The organism is Arthrobacter sp. NicSoilB11 (assembly GCF_019977375.1).
In the GTDB taxonomy this organism is placed as follows: Bacteria; Actinomycetota; Actinomycetes; order Actinomycetales; family Micrococcaceae; genus Arthrobacter.
Genome location: NZ_AP024657.1, coordinates 3804659 through 3823034, shown reverse-complemented (window position 1 = coordinate 3823034; position 18376 = coordinate 3804659). Strand labels below are relative to the sequence as shown.

The following is an 18376-nucleotide window of genomic DNA, read 5'->3' as shown; positions in this document are numbered from 1 at the left end:
ATCCCATCAATTCTGCGCGTGGAGGGTGACCGGGTGCACTGCTGCCCCTTGTTTCATTGCCGCCGCGCTGGGGACGGAAGAGGTATGCCTACCTGGTTGATGTCACTTGTATGGGGCACCGGTGCCGGTGCTGCCCTGGTCCTGGGAGCTGCCGTGTCCTGGCGGTGGTCCATCCCCTCCAAAATCGTCTCGACGGTCATGGCTTTCGGCGCAGGTGTGCTGATCTCGGCCCTTGCCTTTGAACTGGTGGACGAGGCGGTCAAGGGCGGTGGCCTTTGGCCCACGGTGGCGGGCTTCCTGGCGGGGGCAGTGGTGTACGTGGGCGCCAACGTGCTCCTGGCCAGGGCCGGCGCCAAGCACCGCAAGCGGTCCGGGGACCAGCAGCCCTCCGAAAAGGACAATCCGGGCAGCGGCACCGCCATCGCCGTCGGTGCACTGCTGGACGGCGTCCCGGAATCGGTGGTCCTGGGCGTCGGCCTGCTGGCCGGCGGAGCGGTGAGTCCTGCCATGCTGGCAGCCGTCTTCATCTCCAACGTGCCGGAGGGCCTGTCCGGCACCGCCGGCATGAAGAAGGCGGGCCGGAGCAGGGGGTACGTGTTCGGGCTCTGGGGCGGCATTGCGCTCCTGAGCGGAGTGGCAGCGCTGCTGGGATATGTGGCGCTGGAGGACGCCCCGGATGAGCTGGTCGCATTCATCACCTCCGTTGCCGCCGGCGGCATCCTGGCCATGCTGGCGGACACGATGATTCCCGAGGCCTTCGAGGAGCACCACAACCTGACCGGACTCACCGCGGCCGTGGGGTTCCTGACGGCGTTTACGGTGCACCACCTGGGGTGAGGACAGGGGTGAGGACAGAGGCCCCTACGCCCCCGTCAGCACCGGCGCCGTCAGCCTGCCGTCCCGCATGGTGGCCACCACGTCCGTCAGCGGCACGAACTCGGTGTCATGGGTGACCATCACGGTGGCCACCCCGAACCCGGTGGTCACCTGGCGGAGGAGCCCGATGATCGAGGCGCTGCGTTCCTGGTCCAGAGCGGCGGTTGGCTCGTCCACCAGCAGCACGTTGGGGCTGCCCATGAGTGCCCGGGCGATGTTCACCCGCTGGCGCTGGCCGCCGGAGAGCTGGTGCGGCAGTTTCCGCGCACTTGCGGAGAGGCCAACGACGTCCAGCAGTTCCGCGGCCTTCGTCCGAGCCGCCTTGGCAGGCTTTCCGCGCAGGTGGTCGCTGATGATGAGCTGTTCGACGGCGGTGAGCGAGGGCAGCAGGTTGGGCTGCTGGAAGATGATGCCCACCTTGTGCCGGCGCAGCGCGGTGAGCTCCTTGTCCCTGAGGCCACCGGTATCGGTGCCGTCAATCATGACCTGCCCGTGGGAGGGGCGGACCAGGGTGGCGGCGACGGCCAGGAGGCTTGATTTGCCGGAGCCCGAAGGGCCCACGAGGGCAACCAGCTGGCCGGCCGGGGCCGTGAGGCTGACCCGGTCCAGGGCGGTGGTGGTTCCGCCGCCGTCCGGATATTCGAGGGTGACGTTGACCAGGCTCAGGGGAGCGGGGGTGGGGGAGGGCATGATGGCGTTCCTTTCGTAAGGGTGGATTAGTTGCCGCCGAGCGCCAGGAGCGCGTCGACCTTGGTCACGCGGCGGACCGCCAGTGCGGCGCCGGCCAGGCCCAGGGCAACAATCCCGACGACGGGAAGCACCGTGGTGCCCGCGTTCAGCAGGAACGGGGCAGCCTTGGCGGCAAGGGAACCGGCCGCGACGCCCACGGCTCCACCGACGGCGGCACCGGCGGTGAGGACGATCGCGGCCTGGGTCAGGGCGTCCCGGAGGATGTAGGCACCGGGCGCGCCCATGGCTTTCAGCACGGCAATGTCACGGGTCCGCTGGATGGTCCATACGGTCAGGAATGCCACGATCACCAGTGACGAGATCCCGTACAGGAACGCCTGCATCAGGGTCAGGGACCCGTTCTCGCTCTTGAAGGAGCCCAGCGCCTGGAAGGACCCGGCGCGTGAGGTGCTGACCGTATGCGCGGCTGCGTCGACGGCGGCGCCGTCCACCGTGGCCCCCGGGGCGTAGGTGACGGCGACGACGGTCGCCAGCTGTCCGCCGTCGGACACGTGCGCTGCCCTGGCCCACGCCGGCAGGGCCGTCCACACCACGCTGGTATGTGCGTACCACTGATCCGGCACCACCGCGGCGACGGAAAGCTCCACGCCGCCCAGGGAGACTTTGTCGCCTTGGCCGGCCGACAGAGCCTCCGCAACCGAGGTACCCAGCACCGCGGTGCCGGCGGACACCTCAACGGGTGCCAGCGGGCTTCCCGGGGAAACGCCGAAAACCGCCACGTTGGCCGTGCCCGACCCCTTGACGGTCTGGGCCCGGGTCTGGGTAATGCCCAGCGGCTCTGCGGACCTGACGCCGGGCTGGTTCTTCCAGCGCTCCACCTGGGCGGCCGTCACGGAGCTTTCCGTGTAGGACGCCTTGGGGGTGGCGGAACCGGGAGCGCCGAAGACGATGGTATCCACCGGCCTGGTGCCGGCCGCGCCCAGCTTGTCGATGGCCGACGTCGACTGCTCGGCCAGGCCCGCTGTCAGGCCTGACAGCATGACCAGCAGGAGGGTGATCAGGGCTACGACGCCGCCCATCATGGCGAACCGGCCTTTGGCGAAGCGGATATCGCGGATTGCCAGGAACACGTTGTTTCTTCTCTCAGCAGGGGTGGATTCTTGTGTCCTTCCACTCTCCCGGGGGCTGCCCCCGGCGGCATCGCGGGGACGGTTGATCCTCCGGGATGGAAGGGTTGAGCCGGGAGTCAACCGTTCGGTTGATCCCCTGCAGGCGGTCCCGGCATAAGCTGGGGAAATGCCTGCCACGCCCCTGCCGCAACCACCGGAGAAGGCCGGCGGCATCCCCGCGAAGGGGCCGTTGAATGCGCTGGAAAACGCATCGTCGGCGGCAATCCTTCGGGTCCTGCGTGTCACCCTGCACACGGGGTTCGCGGTGCTGCTGGCCGTGGCCCTGGTCCGGATGCTGATGTCCGGTGGTTCCCTGCGTTGGCTGTGGGCGGGCGCCGCCGTGGTCCTCGCTGCTGTGTACCTGGCCGGAACGGTCCTCGAAAAGCGCCACGCGGAAGCCCGGATCGGCTTCAACCCCCGCCGTTACGGCCTGCTCTGGCTGACCCTGGTCACGGGCTTGTGGGCGTTGCTGCTTGCCGGGAGTGCGGACTTTGCGTGGCTGGCGTTCCCCATCTTCTTCCTGCACCTGCACCTGCTGCCCCGGCGGGCTGCGCTGCCGACCATCGCGCTGATGACGGTGGCGGTGGTTGCCTCCCAGTGGGCTGCCAGCGGCGCCCCGGTGCCGCACGCCGCGGCCGTGGTGGGCCCTGTGCTGGGTGCGGTCTTCTCGGTAATCACCGGGCTGGCGTACGCGGCCCTGTACCGCGAGGCCGAGAACCAGCGGCGTGCGGCGGACGAACTGCGCCGCACCCGGGAGGAACTGGCCAGGTCCCAGCATGAGGCGGGGATGCTGGCGGAGCGGGAGCGGCTGGCCCGGGAAATCCACGACACCCTGGCCCAGGGGCTGTCCAGCATCGTGCTCCTGGGACGGGCGGCGGAGCAGTCCCTCGCCCAAGGTGATGCCGCGACCGCATCCTCACGGCTGGCGCTGGTGCAGCAGACCGCCGCCGACAACCTTGCGGAGGCGCGCAGCTTCGTCCGCGGCCTGTCCTCGCCACAGCTGGAGGGGACCACTTTGGTGGAGGCCCTGCGCCGGTTGTGCGGCAAGACGGAGGCGGGCGCTGCGGCCGCTGGGGTGGCGCTGCGGTGCCGGCTGGAGGTGGACGGTGAGCCGCAGGATCTGCCCCAGCCGGTCCGCGTGACCCTGCTCAGGGCGGCGCAGGCGAGCCTCGCGAATGTCCGCGAACACTCCCGGGCCGCGAACGCCGTCGTCACCCTTGCCTTCCTGGGCACCGAGGTGACCATGGACATTTACGACGACGGCACGGGCTTTGATCCCGCCGCTGCGGCCGGTGCCGCGGACCCAGCGGACGGTAGCGGGTTCGGGCTGCGCTCGCTGCGGGAGCGGGTCACCGGATTGAACGGGACGCTGGCACTGGAGTCCGCGCCCGGCGAGGGCACCGTGGTGGCCATCCGGCTGCCGCTGGACGGCGGTCCCCGTGGGTGAGGTGCGCGTCCTGCTGGTGGACGACCACCCCGTGGTCCGTGCCGGGCTGCGTGCCATGCTCACCGGAATCGAGGGCATCTCCATCGCCGCCGAGGCCGCTGACGGGGCCGCTGCGCTGAAGGAACTGGCCCGGCTGACGGCGCTGGGCGAGGCGCCGGATGTGGTCCTCATGGACCTGCAAATGGGCGAGGGGATGGACGGTGTCACGGCCACTGCCGAGATCCGCAAACTTCACGCCGCTCCGCCGGTACTCATCCTCACCACGTACGACACCGACGCGGACATCCTGGCGGCCGTCGAGGCGGGAGCCAGCGGGTACATGCTGAAGGACGCGCCGCCGGACCAGCTCCGGCAGGCGGTTTTGCAGGCGGCTGCTGGCGGGACGGCCCTGGCGCCGCGGGCGGCTGCGCTGCTGATGGACCGGATCAGCAACCCCGGCACTTCGCTGACCCCCCGGGAGGTGCAGCTGTTGGAGCTGCTGGCCACGGGCCTGTCCAACCGCGCCATCGCCAGGCAGGTCTTCATTTCCGAGGCGACGGTGAAGACCCACCTGGTGCACATCTACGGCAAGCTCGGCGTGGACAACCGCACCGCCGCCATCGCGGCCGCTGCCCAGCGGCGCATCATCAGGCCGCCGGGCGCCAGGGGCTGACCTGCAGTACGTTTATTCCACTGCGTTACAGAGGCCGCTGTTTCCAGGTGCCGCTGTTCCAGGTCACATTGTTCAAAGGAGAATGAATGTCCCGTCCGGTCCCAGCCGTTGATGCCCTTCTTTCCACCTACGGTGCGGCCGACGCCTGCGCGGCCGAACTCCTGTGTGACAACCACGATCCCAACGCCGTTGCCTTTACGGTGGTTGCTGCCGACCTCTCCGCCGAGGACATCACCTACGGCGAGCTCCGGGAACGCTCGGAACGGGGAGCCGCCGCCTTGGCGGAGTTGGGAATAGGTCCGGGAGATGCGGTGGCCACCCTGATGGGAAAGTCGGCGGACCTGGTGGTCATGCTCCTGGCTATTTGGCGCCGCGGTGCCGTCCACGTGCCGCTGTTCACCGCCTTCGCGTGGCCGGCCATCGAGCTTCGCCTCACAGCCTCCGGCGCAAGGGCTGTGATCACCGACGCCGACCAGCGGGCGAAGATCCACGAAACCGAGGCCGCCGTCGTGGTTGCCGGCGCAGAAGCATCCCTGCCGGACCTGGCGCTCACGCCGCTCCTTGCCAGGCAGCAACCGGGGATCGCGGCCGAAGCTGTGGGAGGTGACGGTGATTTGGTGCTGATCTTCACGTCCGGAACCACCGGTGCACCCAAGGGCGTACCGGTGCCCGTCCGGGCGTTGGCCGCGTTCCGCCAGTACGTCGAGCTGGGCCTGGACGTCAGTGACGAGGATGTTTTTTGGAATGCCGCAGATCCCGGCTGGGCCTACGGCCTGTACTACGGGATCCTCGGTCCCATGGCGGCAGGGCGGCGGAACCTCCTGCTGCGCCCGGGTTTCTCGCCGGAACTCAGCTTCAAAGTGCTGGAGGCGTTTTCCGTCACCAACTTCGCGGCTGCCCCCACCGTGTACCGCACCATGCGCGCGAAAGCCGGCGCCGGAATCAGTCCTTTCCACCTTCGGCGCGCCTCGTCCGCCGGCGAACCGCTGACCCCGGAGGTGATCAGCTGGGCCCGGGAGGTGCTGGGGGTTCCGGTAAGGGACCATTACGGACAGACCGAACACGGGATGATGATCATCAATGCCTGGCATGACGACGTGCGGACGGAACTCAGGCCGGGTTCCATGGGCCGGCCCCTGCCGGGGTGGAGCTGTGCGGTCCTCAAGGACAACGCCGACGAGCCGGCCGCGCCGGGTGAACTGGGCCGGGTTGCCGTCAATGTGGCAGACAGCCCCATGATGTGGTTCAAGGGGTACCAGGACGCACCGGAAAAGACGGCGGAAAGATTCAGCGCGGACGCCAAGTGGTACCTGACCGGCGACGCGGGCACGGTGGACGCGGACGGCTACTATTTCTTCTCCTCCCGTGATGACGACGTGATCATCATGGCCGGCTACCGGATTGGCCCTTTCGATGTGGAGAGCGTCCTGGCCACCCATCCGGCGGTCCTGGAAACTGCCGTGGTGGGCGCTCCCGACGAACTGCGCGGAGAAGTCCTGGAGGCTTATGTAGTCCTGGCGGAAGGGACCACCGGCAGTGATGCCCTGGTGGCCGAACTGCAGACCATGGTCAAGACGCAGTTCGCCGCACACGCCTACCCGCGCCGCATCCACTTCGTTGAGGACCTGCCAAAGACGCCGTCGGGCAAGCTGCAGCGCTACATCCTGAGGCAGCAGCGGGCCGCGGAACTGGGCCGCTGACTTCAGGAGATGGCCGCCTTCCGGCGCCTTTTGGGTCGGGGGCTGTTAGCGTGGAGGCCCAGCCACAGAAGGAGGAGCGATGTCCATCAATTCACCTGATTCACTGCCCGAGGATGAGCCGCAGGAAGGCTCGGCGGCCGGCAAAGGCAATGCCGACGGCGGGATCCCCGGTGGTAAGGACGGCGTCGGGATTTCCGACGGCGCCGAGCCCAACACCTTTGAACCGGAAGAGGATCCGGATGCCGCGGCGGGGCCAACGGACTGAGTTCCGATGGGATCGCGCAGCGAGCTCCGCTCAAGGTTGGCTCAAGATTGGCCGAAGGTGCCGGTTTTGGGCATTTAGGCAGGCTACCGACCGGTAATTTCTTAACTGCTTCCACGTCAGTTCCCCGGCAGGAAGCATTGGAGGCCCCTGCGCTGGAGCTAGACTCGCGCGGGGGCTTCCCCCCATGGGCTAGGCGTTCTCTATCCAATAGCGGCGCTTGCCGTTGCGCGTGTCTTCGTACTGCCCGCCATTCTTTTCAATGGTGGCCCTCGAGCCGGCATTGGCCTCGTCGCAGGTCAGGAGCACCCGTTCGATCCCCAACGCCCGCGCCACGGGAAGCGCGTCTGCCAACGCTTTCGCTGCATGGCCGCGCCGCCTCGCGGAGGGCCTGACGCTGTAGCCGATGTGCCCGCCTTCGTTGAGGAGGTAGTCATTCAAGCTGTGCCTGATGGCCAGCGAGCCGAGGAACGTGCCGCCGTCGACAATCCACAGGTAGGTGCAGGGCACGTAGCCGGGCTTCCGCACCGTTTCCGGCCTGGCGTCTTTGATGAGGACGTCAACGAACCGGCTGAACGCCTGTGCACCGATGAGATCGTCCGGGGACCAGCTGTCTGCGCCCGCACCGTCCTGCCGGGCACCGGCAAACTCTGCCGCTGCCTCAAGCCAGGATGAGTGGAGGCTGACGTCTGGTGCGATGAGCTGGGCCATGAGAAGATCCTATGCTGCGGGTGTGCCTGCGTTCCGGCCGTGCACGGTGAGCGCGTTCCCGGGAAATCGCTGCTGGCCTGTACTATCGGCCCCGGACCCAAATTTGCGGTCTGAAAGGGGACAATTCATGGCGCGCACTCAGACGGTAACTGCAGCTCCCGCGGATCCGGCCGGGCGGGACGAACTGCTGCAGGAATACGGGTTCGCCTTTGCCGCTGACGAAGGATCCACGCACACCCCTGACGAGCTGTCTACGGAACCCCTGAAGAACCTGGTTCAGTTGGCCGCCAAACTTTGCGGCGTCCCCTTCGGCGTGATCAATGTTGTCACCTCCGATCAGCAACAGCAGGTGGCGGCCGTCGGCTTTGAGGCCGCCGTCTGCGCCCGCGAAGATTCCATGTGTTCACAAGTCTTCCTTTCGGGGAAGCCAACCGTTGTCCCCGACGCACCCCTGGACCCCCGCCTCGCATCGAATCCGTTTGTGACAGGGGAGATCGCCTCCGTGCGGTTCTACGCGTCGGTGCCCCTGGAGACCGCGTCCGGGTTCGTGCTGGGCTCCCTCTGCGTCTTCGCCAATACCCCGGGCACCCCTGGGAAGGACCAGCTAGGCATGCTGGAGATCCTGGCCCGCCAGGCCGTCCAGCTCCTGGAACTCCAGCGGCGAACCCTCCAGCTGAACAGCGCCCTCAGCGAAGTGCGCGAAAGCAATGCCAAACTGGCGGAGTTCGCGGGACGTGTCAGCCACGACCTGCGCGGACCACTCACCACCATGCTGGGCTACGTGGAGATGGCCGGGGACGAGGTGGACGGCGACCACCCTGCGGCCGAGTACCTGCAGATCATCGATGCCAGCGGGCACCGGATGCTCGCCATGCTTGAAGACGTCCTGACCTACTCCCGGATGGGCGGTGCCCTCCAGCGGCAACGGGTCTCCCTCCAGACGGTGGCAGCAGAGGTCGCCAAGGATCTGGGCCAGTCCTTCGGCAGTGGCGCCGTCCTGGACGCCGAGGCTATGAAGCTCCATGTGGATCCCGGCCAGCTGCGCACGCTGCTGCAGAACCTGGTGGCCAACGCCGTGAATTACCGGAGCCCGGACCGGGACCTCAAGGTCCGCATCAGCGGTATTTCCAACTACCACGGAACCACGGTGTTTGTGGCGGACAACGGCAAGGGGATCGCCCCGGAGGACCGGCAGCGCGTCCTGGAACCCCTCGTCCGGCTCCACAGGGACGGTGACGGACACGGCTCGGGTCTGGGCCTGGCAATCGCCCGGCGCGTTGTGGAAGCCCACGGTGGAGAGCTGAGCCTGAAAGAGACGCCGGGCGGCGGCACCACCGCGGTGATCAGCTTTCCCGCCGGACCCTGACAATCGCTTCAAAGGAGTCAGGGCCGGCTGCGGTATGCAGCCGGCCCTGACTTAGGGGTCTAGTTCAGGTCGAAGCGGTCCAGCTCCATGACATTGGTCCAGGCGGCCACGAAGTCGTTGACGAACTTCTCCCGGGCGTCGTCGCTGGCGTAGACCTCGGCGAGGGCGCGCAGTTGCGAGTTGGAGCCGAAGACCAGGTCCACGGGGGTGGCCGTCCACTTCAGCTCACCGGTGGCGGCATCGGTAATTTCGTAGACATTTTCCTCCGACTCGGACGCCTTCCATTTGGTGCCTGGTGAGAGAAGGTTGACGAAGAAATCGTTCGTCAGGACCTGCGGCCTGTCCGTCAGCACGCCATGGCCGGCGCCGCCCACGTTGGTGCCCAAGGCACGCATGCCGCCCACCAGCGCCGTCATTTCCGGCGCGGAGAGGTCCAGCATGTACGCCTTGTCCAGGAGGAGGGTCTCCGGCTGGACCTTCGCACCGGGGCGCAGGTAATTGCGGAAACCGTCGGCCCGCGGTTCCAGGTACTGGAAGGATTCGACGTCGGTCTGCTCCTGCGTGGCGTCCGTGCGGCCGGGCCGGAACGGCACAGTCACGGGGAACCCTGCGTCGGCAGCGGCCTTTTCCACCGCAGCCGCGCCGCCCAGGACGATCAGGTCGGCGAGGGACACCTTCTTGCCGCCTGCCTGGGCTGAATTGAACACATCCTGGACACGCTCAAGGGCCTGGAGCACGGTGGACAGCTGCTCCGGTTCGGAGACGTCCCAGCTGCGCTGCGGCTCCAGCCGGATCCGGGCACCGTTGGCGCCGCCACGGCGGTCCGTCTTGCGGTAGGTGGCAGCCGAGGCCCAGGCCGTGCCGGCCAGTTGCGGGATGGTCAGGCCGGAATCCAGCAGCTTGGCCTTCAGGGAGGCGACGTCCTGGTCGTCAATCAGTTCATGGTCGACGGCGGGAACAGGGTCCTGCCACAGTTGCGGCTCCGGGACCCACGGGCCCAGCATGTGGGGCCCCACCGGGCCCATGTCGCGGTGCAGCAGCTTGTACCAGGCCTTGGCGAACGCCAGGGCGAACTCGTCCGGGTTCTTGAGGAAGCGCCGTCCGATCGCCTCATAGACGGGGTCGAAGCGCAGCGACAGGTCCGTTGTCAGCATGGTGGGCCGGTGCTTCTTAGCGGGATCGTGGGCGTCCGGGATGATCTCGGGGGCGTCCTTGGCCACCCACTGGTGGGCGCCACCCGGGCTCTTGACCAGTTCCCACTCGTACTCGAACAGGATCTCCAGGAAGCGGTTGCTCCATTGCGTAGGCCTGTCCGTCCAGGTGACCTCAAGGCCCGAGGTGATGGTGTCGCCACCCTTGCCGCTGCCGTAGGTGCTGAGCCAGCCCAGGCCCTGTGCCTCAAGGTTGGCGGCTTCCGGTTCGGGACCCACATGAGCATCGGCGGGGCCGGCGCCATGGGTCTTGCCGAAGGTGTGGCCGCCGGCGATCAGCGCGAAGGTTTCTTCGTCGTTCATTGCCATCCGCTTGAAGGTCTCGCGGATGAACGCGGCAGCGGCCACCGGGTCCGGGTTGCCCTTGGGGCCTTCGGGGTTGACGTAAATCAGGCCCATTTCGGTGGAGCCGACCTCTTCGGACATCTGCCCTTCGCCGACGTAGCGCTCGTCGCCGAGCCAGGCATCCTCCGGGCCCCAGAAGATCTGCTCGGGCTCCCACACGTCCTCCCGGCCAAAGGCAAAGCCGAAGGTCTTGAAGCCCATCGATTCCAGGGCAACGTTTCCGGCCAGGACCAGCAGGTCGGCCCAGGAGAGCTTCTGGCCGTACTTCTGCTTGACCGGCCACAGCAGGCGCCGGGCCTTGTCCAGGTTGGCGTTGTCCGGCCAGCTGTTCAGCGGGGCAAACCGCTGGCTGCCGTCACCTGCTCCGCCGCGGCCGTCCTGGACGCGGTAGGTGCCTGCGGCGTGCCAGCTCAGCCGAATCATGAGGCCGCCGTAGTGGCCGAAGTCCGCCGGCCACCAATCCTGCGAGGTGGTCAGGACCTCGGTGATGTCACGCTTGAGTGCCTCCACGTCCAGCTTCTGGAATTCCTCGCGGTAGCTGAATGACGGGCCCAGCGGGTTGCTCGCCTGGCTGTGCGCATGAAGCACGGAAAGGTCCAGCTGGTTGGGCCACCAGTCCTGGTTGGTCCGTGGCCGGTGCCCCTTGGGCTGCGGCGTGTCAATCGCCGGGTTTTCACTTTCGCTGCCCTGGGCCGTGGCGCTGCCATGGGCTACGGGGCACCCACCCCCAACCTTCTGGTCCAGGCCCTGTGCGCTCCCGGGCGTGGGGACCGGGGGATGGTCTTGGGGTTCGGTCATGTGCTTCTTCCTTCCGTTGGGCCGAGGCCGCGGTTGGACTCGGGCAGCCGGTGCAACCCTCCTATTGGAACATAGACGCGGGGGAGGGAAACCCCTCTTTTCCAGGAGGGATCCGTTCTCCAAGTGAGGGAACGTAACAGTTGGTCAACCGGTTGGGAGGCTGCCGCTGCCCCCAGCCATAATCAAAGTGCGGGTCCTCTCTCAGTCAGTCCGCACTCTCCATTTCTTCCCACCCTTTTGCGTGGGACTTTCGAAATTTCAGGAAACAACTTCATGGACGGTTCAAGCCTTGTAGCCCTCTTCCTTGCGAGGAGCGACGACACTGCCACCAGCGCGCTGCCGCGTGCGCCCAAGAGGGTTCGGGTAAAGAAGCCCGGCCTGTCACCCTGGTCAATCCTGCGGGGCCGGACGGCAAGTGTGCTGCACCGCCTTGCGTGGGCGATTGAGCCTGACACGGAGGGCAGCTTCTAGCCCCCTCCGCCTCCACCTCGACATAGCGGCGGAATATCTGCCTGACGCTGGGGCTTGTCGCAAGGGGGCGTCGTCGGACAACCCTGCAGCAGAAGGAGCACTATGACCATCGGTTCAGGAACAGCAGCGGGTGCAGGATCAGCAGCGGGGAACGGGCGGACTGCCCTGGTGGTGGGTGCCACCGGCATCGCGGGGTCCGCGCTGGTGGATACTTTGGTTGGCGAAGGCTGGGCTGTCCTTGCCTTGTCCCGCAGGCCCGGAGCTGAGCGCCCTGGCGTCCGGTGGCTCTCGGCGGACCTGACCTCAGCTTCCTCCCTGGCGGCTGTGCTTGGTCCGGAGAACCCCTCCCATGTCTACTTCACCGCGTGGTCGCGCCGGGCCACCGAGGAAGAGAACATCGCCGTCAATGCCGGCATGGTGCGTGATCTCCTCGGAGCACTGCAGGGGAAGGACGTGTCCCACGTCGCCCTGATAACAGGCCTTAAGCACTACCTGGGACCGTTCGAGGCGTACGCGGCCGGGGAGATGCCGGACACGCCCTTCCATGAGGAGGAGCCGCGCCTTCCAGTACCCAACTTCTACTACGCCCAGGAGGATGAACTCTGGGCGGCAGCGGCCGGGCAGGGCTTTACCTGGTCCGTGCACCGCGCACACACCGTGATTGGCCACGCGGTGGGCAACGCGATGAACATGGGCCTTACGCTTGCTGCGCAGGCCACCCTGTGCCGGGACAGCGGGGAGCCGTTCGTGTTCCCGGGATCCGAGACGCAATGGAACGGCCTCACTGACATGACGGATGCTGGCCTGCTGGCCGAGCACATGCTCTGGGCCTCCACCACCCCGGAAGCCGCGAACCAGGCTTTCAATATCGTCAACGGTGACGTGTTCCGCTGGCGGTGGATGTGGCCGAAACTCGCCGCCTACTTCGGCGTGGAGTGGGAGGGGTACCAGGGAGAGCCCCGTCCCCTGGAGCAGTCCATGGCGGGGCGCGGGGACCAGTGGCGGCAGCTCGCCGCCCACCACAACCTCAGCGAGCCGGAGCTGGACCGGGTGGCATCCTGGTGGCACACGGACGGCGACCTGGGACGCGGCATCGAGGTGGTGACGGACATGGGCAAGAGCCGGGACGCCGGCTTCATGGGATACCGGCGGACGCTGGATTCCTTCACGGCCCTGTTCGACCGCTACCGCGCCGATAGCCTGATTCCCTGATCAAGGAGGCCCAAAGAGCTGTTCGGAGGGCCCGCGTACGCCGTCAGTGAACCCTGAAAGTTCTGGCTCGAACCCCCGGTTAAGTCCCAGCCTCCGGACGTACACTGACCTTCGCACCACGTTTGTGGACACTCCGTCAGGTGAGGGCTTGTACGTATGCTCTGGAAGTTGCTTGTCGAATACCTGCGGCCGCACCGGCCGCTGCTGGTCGCCGTCGTGGTTTTCCAGCTGGCGCAGTCCATCGCGTCGCTGTACCTGCCAACGCTGAACGCGGACATCATTGACCAGGGCGTGGCCCGGGGCGACACCGCCTACATCATGTCCACGGGCAGCGTCATGCTGCTCATCACCCTCGCGCAGATCGCCTGCGCCGTGGTGGCCGTGTACTTCGGTGCCAAGGCCGCGATGGGCCTGGGCCGGGACCTGCGCGGCGCCATCTTTGACCGCGTGGGCGAGTTTTCCGAGCAGGAGGTCACCCGCTTCGGCGCCCCGAGCCTGATCACCAGGTCCACCAATGACGTCCAGCAGGTCCAGCAGCTGGTGCTGATGTCCGCCACGCTTATGGTGGCCGCGCCCATGCTCAGCATCGGCGGCGTGATCATGGCCATCCGGCAGGACGCCCAGCTGTCCTGGCTCATTGCCGTGTGTGTCCCGGTGCTGCTGATCGCCGTCGGGCTCATTGTCACGCGGATGGTGCCGCTGTTCCGCAAGATGCAGGCCCGGATCGACACCGTGAACCGCGTATTGCGCGAGCAGCTCGCGGGCATCCGCGTGGTGCGGGCATTCGTGCGGGAGGACATGGAAACGGCGCGGTTCGCCCAGGCCAACACGGACGTCACGGACGTTGCCCTCCGCGCCGGACGCCTGATGGCGCTGATGTTCCCCACCGTCATGCTGATCCTGAACGTATCCAGCGTGGCGGTTATCTGGTTCGGCGCCTTCCGGATCGAGGACGGGTCCATGCAGGTGGGCACCCTGATCGCGTTCCTGAGCTACCTGATGCAGATCCTCATGTCCGTCATGATGGCCACGTTCATGGCGGTGATGATCCCGCGCGCGTCGGTGTCCGCGGACCGGATCGGCGAGGTGCTGGGCACCAGTTCCAGCGTCCTGCCGCCGGAGAACCCGGTCACCAGCGCGGCGTTCGCCGGCAGGCAGCGGCGCGGCGAGTTGGAGATGCGCGACGTCGGATTCGCCTACCCGGGTGCCGACCAGCCGGTTCTGTCAGGCATCAGCTTCACCGCCCGCGCTGGGCAGACGACCGCGATCATCGGCAGCACGGGCTCCGGCAAGACCACCCTGGTGAACTTGATGCCGAGGCTCTTCGACGTCACCTCCGGCGCGGTGCTGATGGACGGAGTGGACGTCAGGGACCTGGACCCGGACCTGCTCTGGGGGCACATCGGCCTGGTGCCACAGCGGCCATACCTGTTTTCCGGCACCGTGCGCAGCAACCTCCTGTACGGCAACCCGGACGCCACCGAGGACGAGCTGTGGACCGCGCTGGAGATCGCCCAGGCCCGGGACTTCGTGGAGCAGATGGAGGATGGGCTGGACGCGGCGATCTCGCAGGGCGGCACCAACGTCTCCGGCGGGCAGCGGCAGCGGCTGGCCATCGCCCGGGCCCTGGTGAAGCGGCCCGAGCTCTACATCTTTGACGACTCGTTCTCGTCCCTGGACACCGGCACCGACGCCCGGCTGCGCCAGGCGCTCAAGCGCAGCACTGCCGGTGCCACCATGGTGATCATCGCCCAGCGCGTGTCCAGCATCGTTGACGCGGACCAGATTATGGTGCTCGACGACGGCAGGATCGCTGCGCACGGCACGCACCATGAGTTATTGGAGACATCCGAGACGTACCGTGAGATTGTTTCGTCCCAGCTGGCAGCGGAGGAAACGGTATGAGCACCCAACACCCGGGGACCCGTCCCGCTCGCGGCACCAAAGGCGGGGCCGGCTCCGGAGCCGGCCAGGCCGACGTCGTACGCATTCCCCGGCCGCGCGGCGGCCCAGGGCACGGCGGACCGTTTGCCGGGATGAACGTCCCGGCAGAGAAGGCGATGAACTTCAGCGGTTCGGCCAAACGGCTGCTGGGCACCCTGCGGCCGGAACGGCTCTGGCTGGTGCTGGTGCTGGTCATGGCCGTGGCGGGCGTAGTGCTGCAGGTGATTGGGCCGCGGCTGCTCGGCGAGGGCACCAACCTGATTTTCGCCGGTGTGGTGTCCAAGCAGCTGCCGCCGGGGATGACGCAGGCGCAACTGATTGCGCAGCTGCGGGCGGCGGGGGAGAACCAGAAGGCGGACATGCTCGGCGCCATGACGCTGACGCCGGGTGCGGGGATCGACTTTGCGGCGCTGGCCAGCGTGCTGACGTGGGCGCTGGTGCTGTACGTGCTGGGGTCGGCGTTCATGTGGGGGCAGGCGTATGTTCTGAACGGCGTGGTGCAGCGGACGGTGTTTGGGCTGCGCGAGAAGATCGAGGCGAAGATCAACCGGCTGCCGCTGCGGTATTTCGACTCGATCCAGCGCGGTGAGCTGCTCAGCCGGGTGACCAACGACGTGGACAACATTTCGCAGAGCCTGCAGCAGTCCATCAGCCAGGCGGTGACGTCGTTGCTGACGGTGGTGGGCGTGTTGGTGATGATGTTCATCCTGTCCCCGACGCTGGCGCTGATCGCGCTGGTGACCATTCCGCTGACGCTGGGGATCACGGCGCTGATTGCCAAGCGCTCGCAGAAGCTGTTTGTGCAGCAGTGGAAGAACACCGGTGAGCTGAATGGGCAGATTGAGGAGACCTACACCGGGCATGGACTGGTAAAGGTGTTCGGCCGGCAGCGCGAGGTGGGGGAGCGGTTCCGGCAGAAGAACGTGGAGCTGTATGAGGCGAGTTTCGGGGCGCAGTTCATTTCCGGGCTGATCATGCCGGCCATGACGTTCATCGGGAACCTGGTGTACGTGGGGATCGCCGTGGTGGGCGGCCTGCAGGTTGCGTCCGGGGCCATGCAGTTGGGTGACGTGCAGGCGTTCATCCAGTACTCGCGGCAGTTTACCCAGCCTCTGGCGCAGCTCGGCTCGATGGCCAACCTGCTGCAGTCCGGCGTTGCGTCGGCTGAGCGGGTGTTCGAGTTGTTGGATACGGAGGAACAGTCTGCCGATCCTGTGGGTGCTTCTTTGCAGAGTCCTGATGGTGCCGGGCGCGGGCGGCTGGTGTTCGAGGACGTGTCCTTCTCGTATTCGCCGGACAAGCCTCTGATTTCCGGGTTGTCTTTGGTGGCGGAGCCGGGGCAGACGGTGGCCATTGTGGGGCCGACGGGGGCGGGCAAGACCACGCTGGTGAACCTGATGATGCGGTTCTACGAGCTGGATGCCGGCCGGATCACGTTGGACGGCGTGGACATCACCACCATGACCCGGAACGACCTGCGCTCGCGGATGGGGATGGTGCTGCAGGACACGTGGCTGTTCGGCGGGACCATCCGGGACAACATTGCCTACGGCCGGCCCGCTGCGTCTTCGGACGAAATTCTGGAGGCGGCGCGGGCGACGTATGTGGACCGGTTCGTGAAGTCGCTGCCCGAAGGGTACGACACCGTGCTGGACGACGAAGGCTCCAACGTGTCAGCGGGTGAGAAGCAGCTGCTGACCATCGCGCGGGCCTTCCTGGCGCGGCCCTCTGTTTTGATCCTGGACGAGGCGACGTCTTCGGTGGACACCCGGACCGAGGTGCTGGTGCAGAAGGCCATGAGCGCCCTGCGGTCAGACCGGACGTCCTTTGTGATCGCCCACCGCCTGTCCACGATCCGCGACGCCGACCTCATCCTGGTGATGGAGGCCGGCCAGATCGTGGAGCAGGGGACCCACTCATCACTGCTGGCCGCCGGCGGGGCTTACGCACGGCTGTACGAGGCCCAGTTCGCTGCGCCGGTTGCGGAGGTTTAGGACCTGGGGTCACCGCAGGCCTCACAGGCGGGCGACGACGGGAAGTCCCGTCCCGTCGTCGTCCGCCTTCCCCAACGGAAGAAGGCCAGGTTCACGCTGGCCCGGCTCCTGGGCTTAGAAAGCGTCGGCCTCCGCATTGAGGTCCCGGCCCCTGGTTTCCGGCGCAAAAAACCCTGCCACAATACCGATCGCAGCGTAGGCCATGAGGATTCCGGCTACCGGGATCCACCCCGGCCCGGTCGCAGCAACGACGCTGGCTGCAATGATGGGGCCGAGACCGCCGGACAGGACGGCGCCGATTTCCTTGACCGTGGTCATGAAGGAAAAGCGGCGTTTGGACCCGAACATTTCCACCAGCCAGGTTGACTCCACGCCGTACAGATTCGGCAGTGGACCGCCAACGAAGATGACGAAGACCAGGGCCACCAGCACAGGGTTACGCGTTTCGATCATCAGCATCGCGGGAATCGTAAAGGCAAACTGGAATCCGGAGAGCCAGAGCCAGACCCTGCGGCGGCCGAATCGGTCAGTGAGCTTCCCGGTCAGCAAGACTGTGGCCACGCCCAGGACGGAGCCGAGTGTTACACCGGTGGTGACGAGGTTTGCGTCCATTTTCACCACCGATACCGTCCAGCCGATAAGGAAGCCCTTGACGAGGTAGACCGAACCGTTTTCGCCGAGTTTGATACCCAGTGAGACGAGGAAGGCCTTTTTGGCATCCGCGGCGTCACGCCAGATGCTTTGCTGCCTGGCTTCCAGACGTGCTGCGGCACGCCGCGCCTTGACCGCCTCGAAGACCGGTGATTCGCTCACGCTGCGACGAAGGTAGAGCGCTACTAGGGTGGTACCGACGCTGAGCAGGAAGGGAATACGCCATCCCCAGGCAAGGAAATCGTCCTTGGGCATCTGCGAGAGCAGCAGCCACAGTCCGCTGGCCAACAGCACACCGGTCGCAGTTCCCAGTGCCACCACGGCGCCGTAAAAGCCGCGCTTACCGGAAGGAGCGGATTCCACCAGCAGCAGCGAGGCCCCGGATAGCTCCGCGCCCGCGCCGAAGCCCTGGATAAGCCGCAGGAGCACAAGGAGGATTGGGGCCGCGACCCCGATCTGGGCAAATGTGGGCAACAGACCCATTCCCAAAGTGGCGATACCCATCATCCCCACGGTGATGACCAGGACGGATTTCCGCCCATACTTGTCGCCGAGGTAGCCAAAGTAGATCCCGCCCAGGGGCCGGACGAGAAACCCTGAACCGAAGGCGGCAAAGCTCGCCATCAATGCCATCGCCGGGTCCGTGTTGGGGAAGAAGAGCGGCCCGAAGACCAGCGCTGCCGCCAGGGTGTAGAGCGTAAAGTCCATGTATTCCAAGGCGGAACCAAGGAACGACGAAATGGAGGTGCGGCGCAGTTCAGCCGGCGCCACCTCCAGCTCCGATACCAGGCCCTGCGGCTCAGCGGCGGCATATTTCAGGTTTGGGTTTTCTGTGACCATGGGGTTTCTCCCTTGTGTAGAGCCTGTCGGCAGGCCC

Annotated in this window: 15 protein-coding genes; 10 read left to right on the top strand and 5 right to left on the bottom strand. The window is 66.7% G+C overall.

Annotated elements, in window-relative coordinates; translation table 11 throughout:
- The first annotated feature begins 84 nt into the window (after positions 1-84).
- Positions 85-837: a hypothetical protein gene (locus tag LDO14_RS17840; RefSeq protein WP_056391631.1), complete on the top strand. Its 753-nt coding sequence runs from the start codon at positions 85-87 to the stop codon at positions 835-837.
- Positions 838-861: 24 nt separating this feature from the next.
- Here the strand turns inward: LDO14_RS17840 and LDO14_RS17835 are convergent, their stop codons facing one another.
- Complete coding sequence (locus LDO14_RS17835) at positions 862-1566, bottom strand: ABC transporter ATP-binding protein (RefSeq protein ID WP_223992778.1); 705 nt, start codon at positions 1564-1566, stop codon at positions 862-864.
- A 26-nt stretch (positions 1567-1592) separates the two neighbouring features.
- The gene (locus LDO14_RS17830; protein ID WP_223992776.1) at positions 1593-2696 is read right to left on the bottom strand and encodes an ABC transporter permease; all 1104 of its coding nucleotides are present in this window, start codon (positions 2694-2696) and stop codon (positions 1593-1595) included.
- Positions 2697-2862: 166 nt separating this feature from the next.
- Here LDO14_RS17830 and LDO14_RS17825 point away from each other — a divergent pair, with 166 nt between their 5' ends.
- From LDO14_RS17825 to LDO14_RS17810, 4 genes are all read left to right on the top strand, one after another.
- Positions 2863-4182 carry a sensor histidine kinase gene (locus tag LDO14_RS17825; RefSeq protein WP_223992774.1) on the top strand — a complete coding sequence of 440 codons (1320 nt, stop codon included), beginning with the start codon at positions 2863-2865 and terminating at the stop codon, positions 4180-4182.
- Entirely contained in the window at positions 4175-4834 is a 660-nt protein-coding gene (locus LDO14_RS17820; protein WP_056391624.1) for a response regulator transcription factor, read from the top strand. Before LDO14_RS17825 ends, LDO14_RS17820 begins: the two co-directional genes overlap by 8 nt.
- An 86-nt stretch (positions 4835-4920) precedes the next feature.
- Positions 4921-6534 carry an AMP-binding protein gene (locus LDO14_RS17815; protein WP_223992771.1) on the top strand — a complete coding sequence of 538 codons (1614 nt, stop codon included), beginning with the start codon at positions 4921-4923 and terminating at the stop codon, positions 6532-6534.
- 79 nt (positions 6535-6613) lie between these two features.
- A complete protein-coding gene (locus LDO14_RS17810; protein WP_144600200.1) occupies positions 6614-6799 on the top strand; it encodes a hypothetical protein in 186 nt (61 codons plus the stop codon).
- Between the two features lie 189 nt (positions 6800-6988).
- Here LDO14_RS17810 and LDO14_RS17805 read toward each other — a convergent pair whose 3' ends face one another.
- Positions 6989-7507, bottom strand: a complete 519-nt coding sequence (locus LDO14_RS17805) for a GNAT family N-acetyltransferase (protein WP_223992769.1) — start codon at positions 7505-7507, stop codon at positions 6989-6991.
- 127 nt (positions 7508-7634) lie between these two features.
- Here LDO14_RS17805 and LDO14_RS17800 point away from each other — a divergent pair, with 127 nt between their 5' ends.
- The gene (locus tag LDO14_RS17800; RefSeq protein ID WP_223992768.1) at positions 7635-8873 is read left to right on the top strand and encodes a GAF domain-containing sensor histidine kinase; all 1239 of its coding nucleotides are present in this window, start codon (positions 7635-7637) and stop codon (positions 8871-8873) included.
- Positions 8874-8932: 59 nt separating this feature from the next.
- On the opposite strand, the gene katG is transcribed toward LDO14_RS17800, so the two are convergent.
- Positions 8933-11227: a catalase/peroxidase HPI gene (gene katG / locus LDO14_RS17795; RefSeq protein WP_223992766.1), complete on the bottom strand. Its 2295-nt coding sequence runs from the start codon at positions 11225-11227 to the stop codon at positions 8933-8935.
- 273 nt (positions 11228-11500) lie between these two features.
- Here katG and LDO14_RS17790 point away from each other — a divergent pair, with 273 nt between their 5' ends.
- The 4 genes from LDO14_RS17790 to LDO14_RS17775 all read left to right on the top strand — a co-directional run bounded on the left by LDO14_RS17790 (position 11501) and on the right by LDO14_RS17775 (position 16848).
- Complete coding sequence (locus LDO14_RS17790) at positions 11501-11698, top strand: hypothetical protein (RefSeq protein WP_134165503.1); 198 nt, start codon at positions 11501-11503, stop codon at positions 11696-11698.
- 102 nt (positions 11699-11800) lie between these two features.
- A complete protein-coding gene (locus LDO14_RS17785; RefSeq protein WP_223992764.1) occupies positions 11801-12910 on the top strand; it encodes an SDR family oxidoreductase in 1110 nt (369 codons plus the stop codon).
- A gap of 156 nt (positions 12911-13066) precedes the next feature.
- Positions 13067-14815, top strand: a complete 1749-nt coding sequence (locus tag LDO14_RS17780; RefSeq protein WP_223992762.1) for an ABC transporter ATP-binding protein — start codon at positions 13067-13069, stop codon at positions 14813-14815.
- Complete coding sequence (locus LDO14_RS17775) at positions 14812-16848, top strand: ABC transporter ATP-binding protein (RefSeq protein ID WP_276573323.1); 2037 nt, start codon at positions 14812-14814, stop codon at positions 16846-16848. The genes LDO14_RS17780 and LDO14_RS17775 overlap by 4 nt, the downstream gene beginning before the upstream one ends.
- A 114-nt stretch (positions 16849-16962) precedes the next feature.
- On the opposite strand, the gene LDO14_RS17770 is transcribed toward LDO14_RS17775, so the two are convergent.
- On the bottom strand, positions 16963-18339 hold the full coding sequence (locus LDO14_RS17770) for an MFS transporter (protein ID WP_223992760.1): 1377 nt from the start codon (positions 18337-18339) through the stop codon (positions 16963-16965).
- Positions 18340-18376: the final 37 nt, after the last annotated feature.

What these genes read in the sequence shown, in the direction of transcription:
- LDO14_RS17840 (WP_056391631.1), top strand. Translation starts at nt 85, where the DNA reads ATGCCTACCTGGTTGATGTCACTTGTATGGGGCACCGGTGCCGGTGCT.
- LDO14_RS17835 (WP_223992778.1), bottom strand. Translation starts at nt 1,566, where the DNA reads ATGCCCTCCCCCACCCCCGCTCCCCTGAGCCTGGTCAACGTCACCCTC.
- LDO14_RS17825 (WP_223992774.1), top strand. Translation starts at nt 2,863, where the DNA reads ATGCCTGCCACGCCCCTGCCGCAACCACCGGAGAAGGCCGGCGGCATC.
- LDO14_RS17815 (WP_223992771.1), top strand. Translation starts at nt 4,921, where the DNA reads ATGTCCCGTCCGGTCCCAGCCGTTGATGCCCTTCTTTCCACCTACGGT.
- LDO14_RS17810 (WP_144600200.1), top strand. Translation starts at nt 6,614, where the DNA reads ATGTCCATCAATTCACCTGATTCACTGCCCGAGGATGAGCCGCAGGAA.
- LDO14_RS17805 (WP_223992769.1), bottom strand. Translation starts at nt 7,507, where the DNA reads ATGGCCCAGCTCATCGCACCAGACGTCAGCCTCCACTCATCCTGGCTT.
- LDO14_RS17800 (WP_223992768.1), top strand. Translation starts at nt 7,635, where the DNA reads ATGGCGCGCACTCAGACGGTAACTGCAGCTCCCGCGGATCCGGCCGGG.
- katG (WP_223992766.1), bottom strand. Translation starts at nt 11,227, where the DNA reads ATGACCGAACCCCAAGACCATCCCCCGGTCCCCACGCCCGGGAGCGCA.
- LDO14_RS17790 (WP_134165503.1), top strand. Translation starts at nt 11,501, where the DNA reads ATGGACGGTTCAAGCCTTGTAGCCCTCTTCCTTGCGAGGAGCGACGAC.
- LDO14_RS17785 (WP_223992764.1), top strand. Translation starts at nt 11,801, where the DNA reads ATGACCATCGGTTCAGGAACAGCAGCGGGTGCAGGATCAGCAGCGGGG.
- LDO14_RS17780 (WP_223992762.1), top strand. Translation starts at nt 13,067, where the DNA reads ATGCTCTGGAAGTTGCTTGTCGAATACCTGCGGCCGCACCGGCCGCTG.
- LDO14_RS17775 (WP_276573323.1), top strand. Translation starts at nt 14,812, where the DNA reads ATGAGCACCCAACACCCGGGGACCCGTCCCGCTCGCGGCACCAAAGGC.
- LDO14_RS17770 (WP_223992760.1), bottom strand. Translation starts at nt 18,339, where the DNA reads ATGGTCACAGAAAACCCAAACCTGAAATATGCCGCCGCTGAGCCGCAG.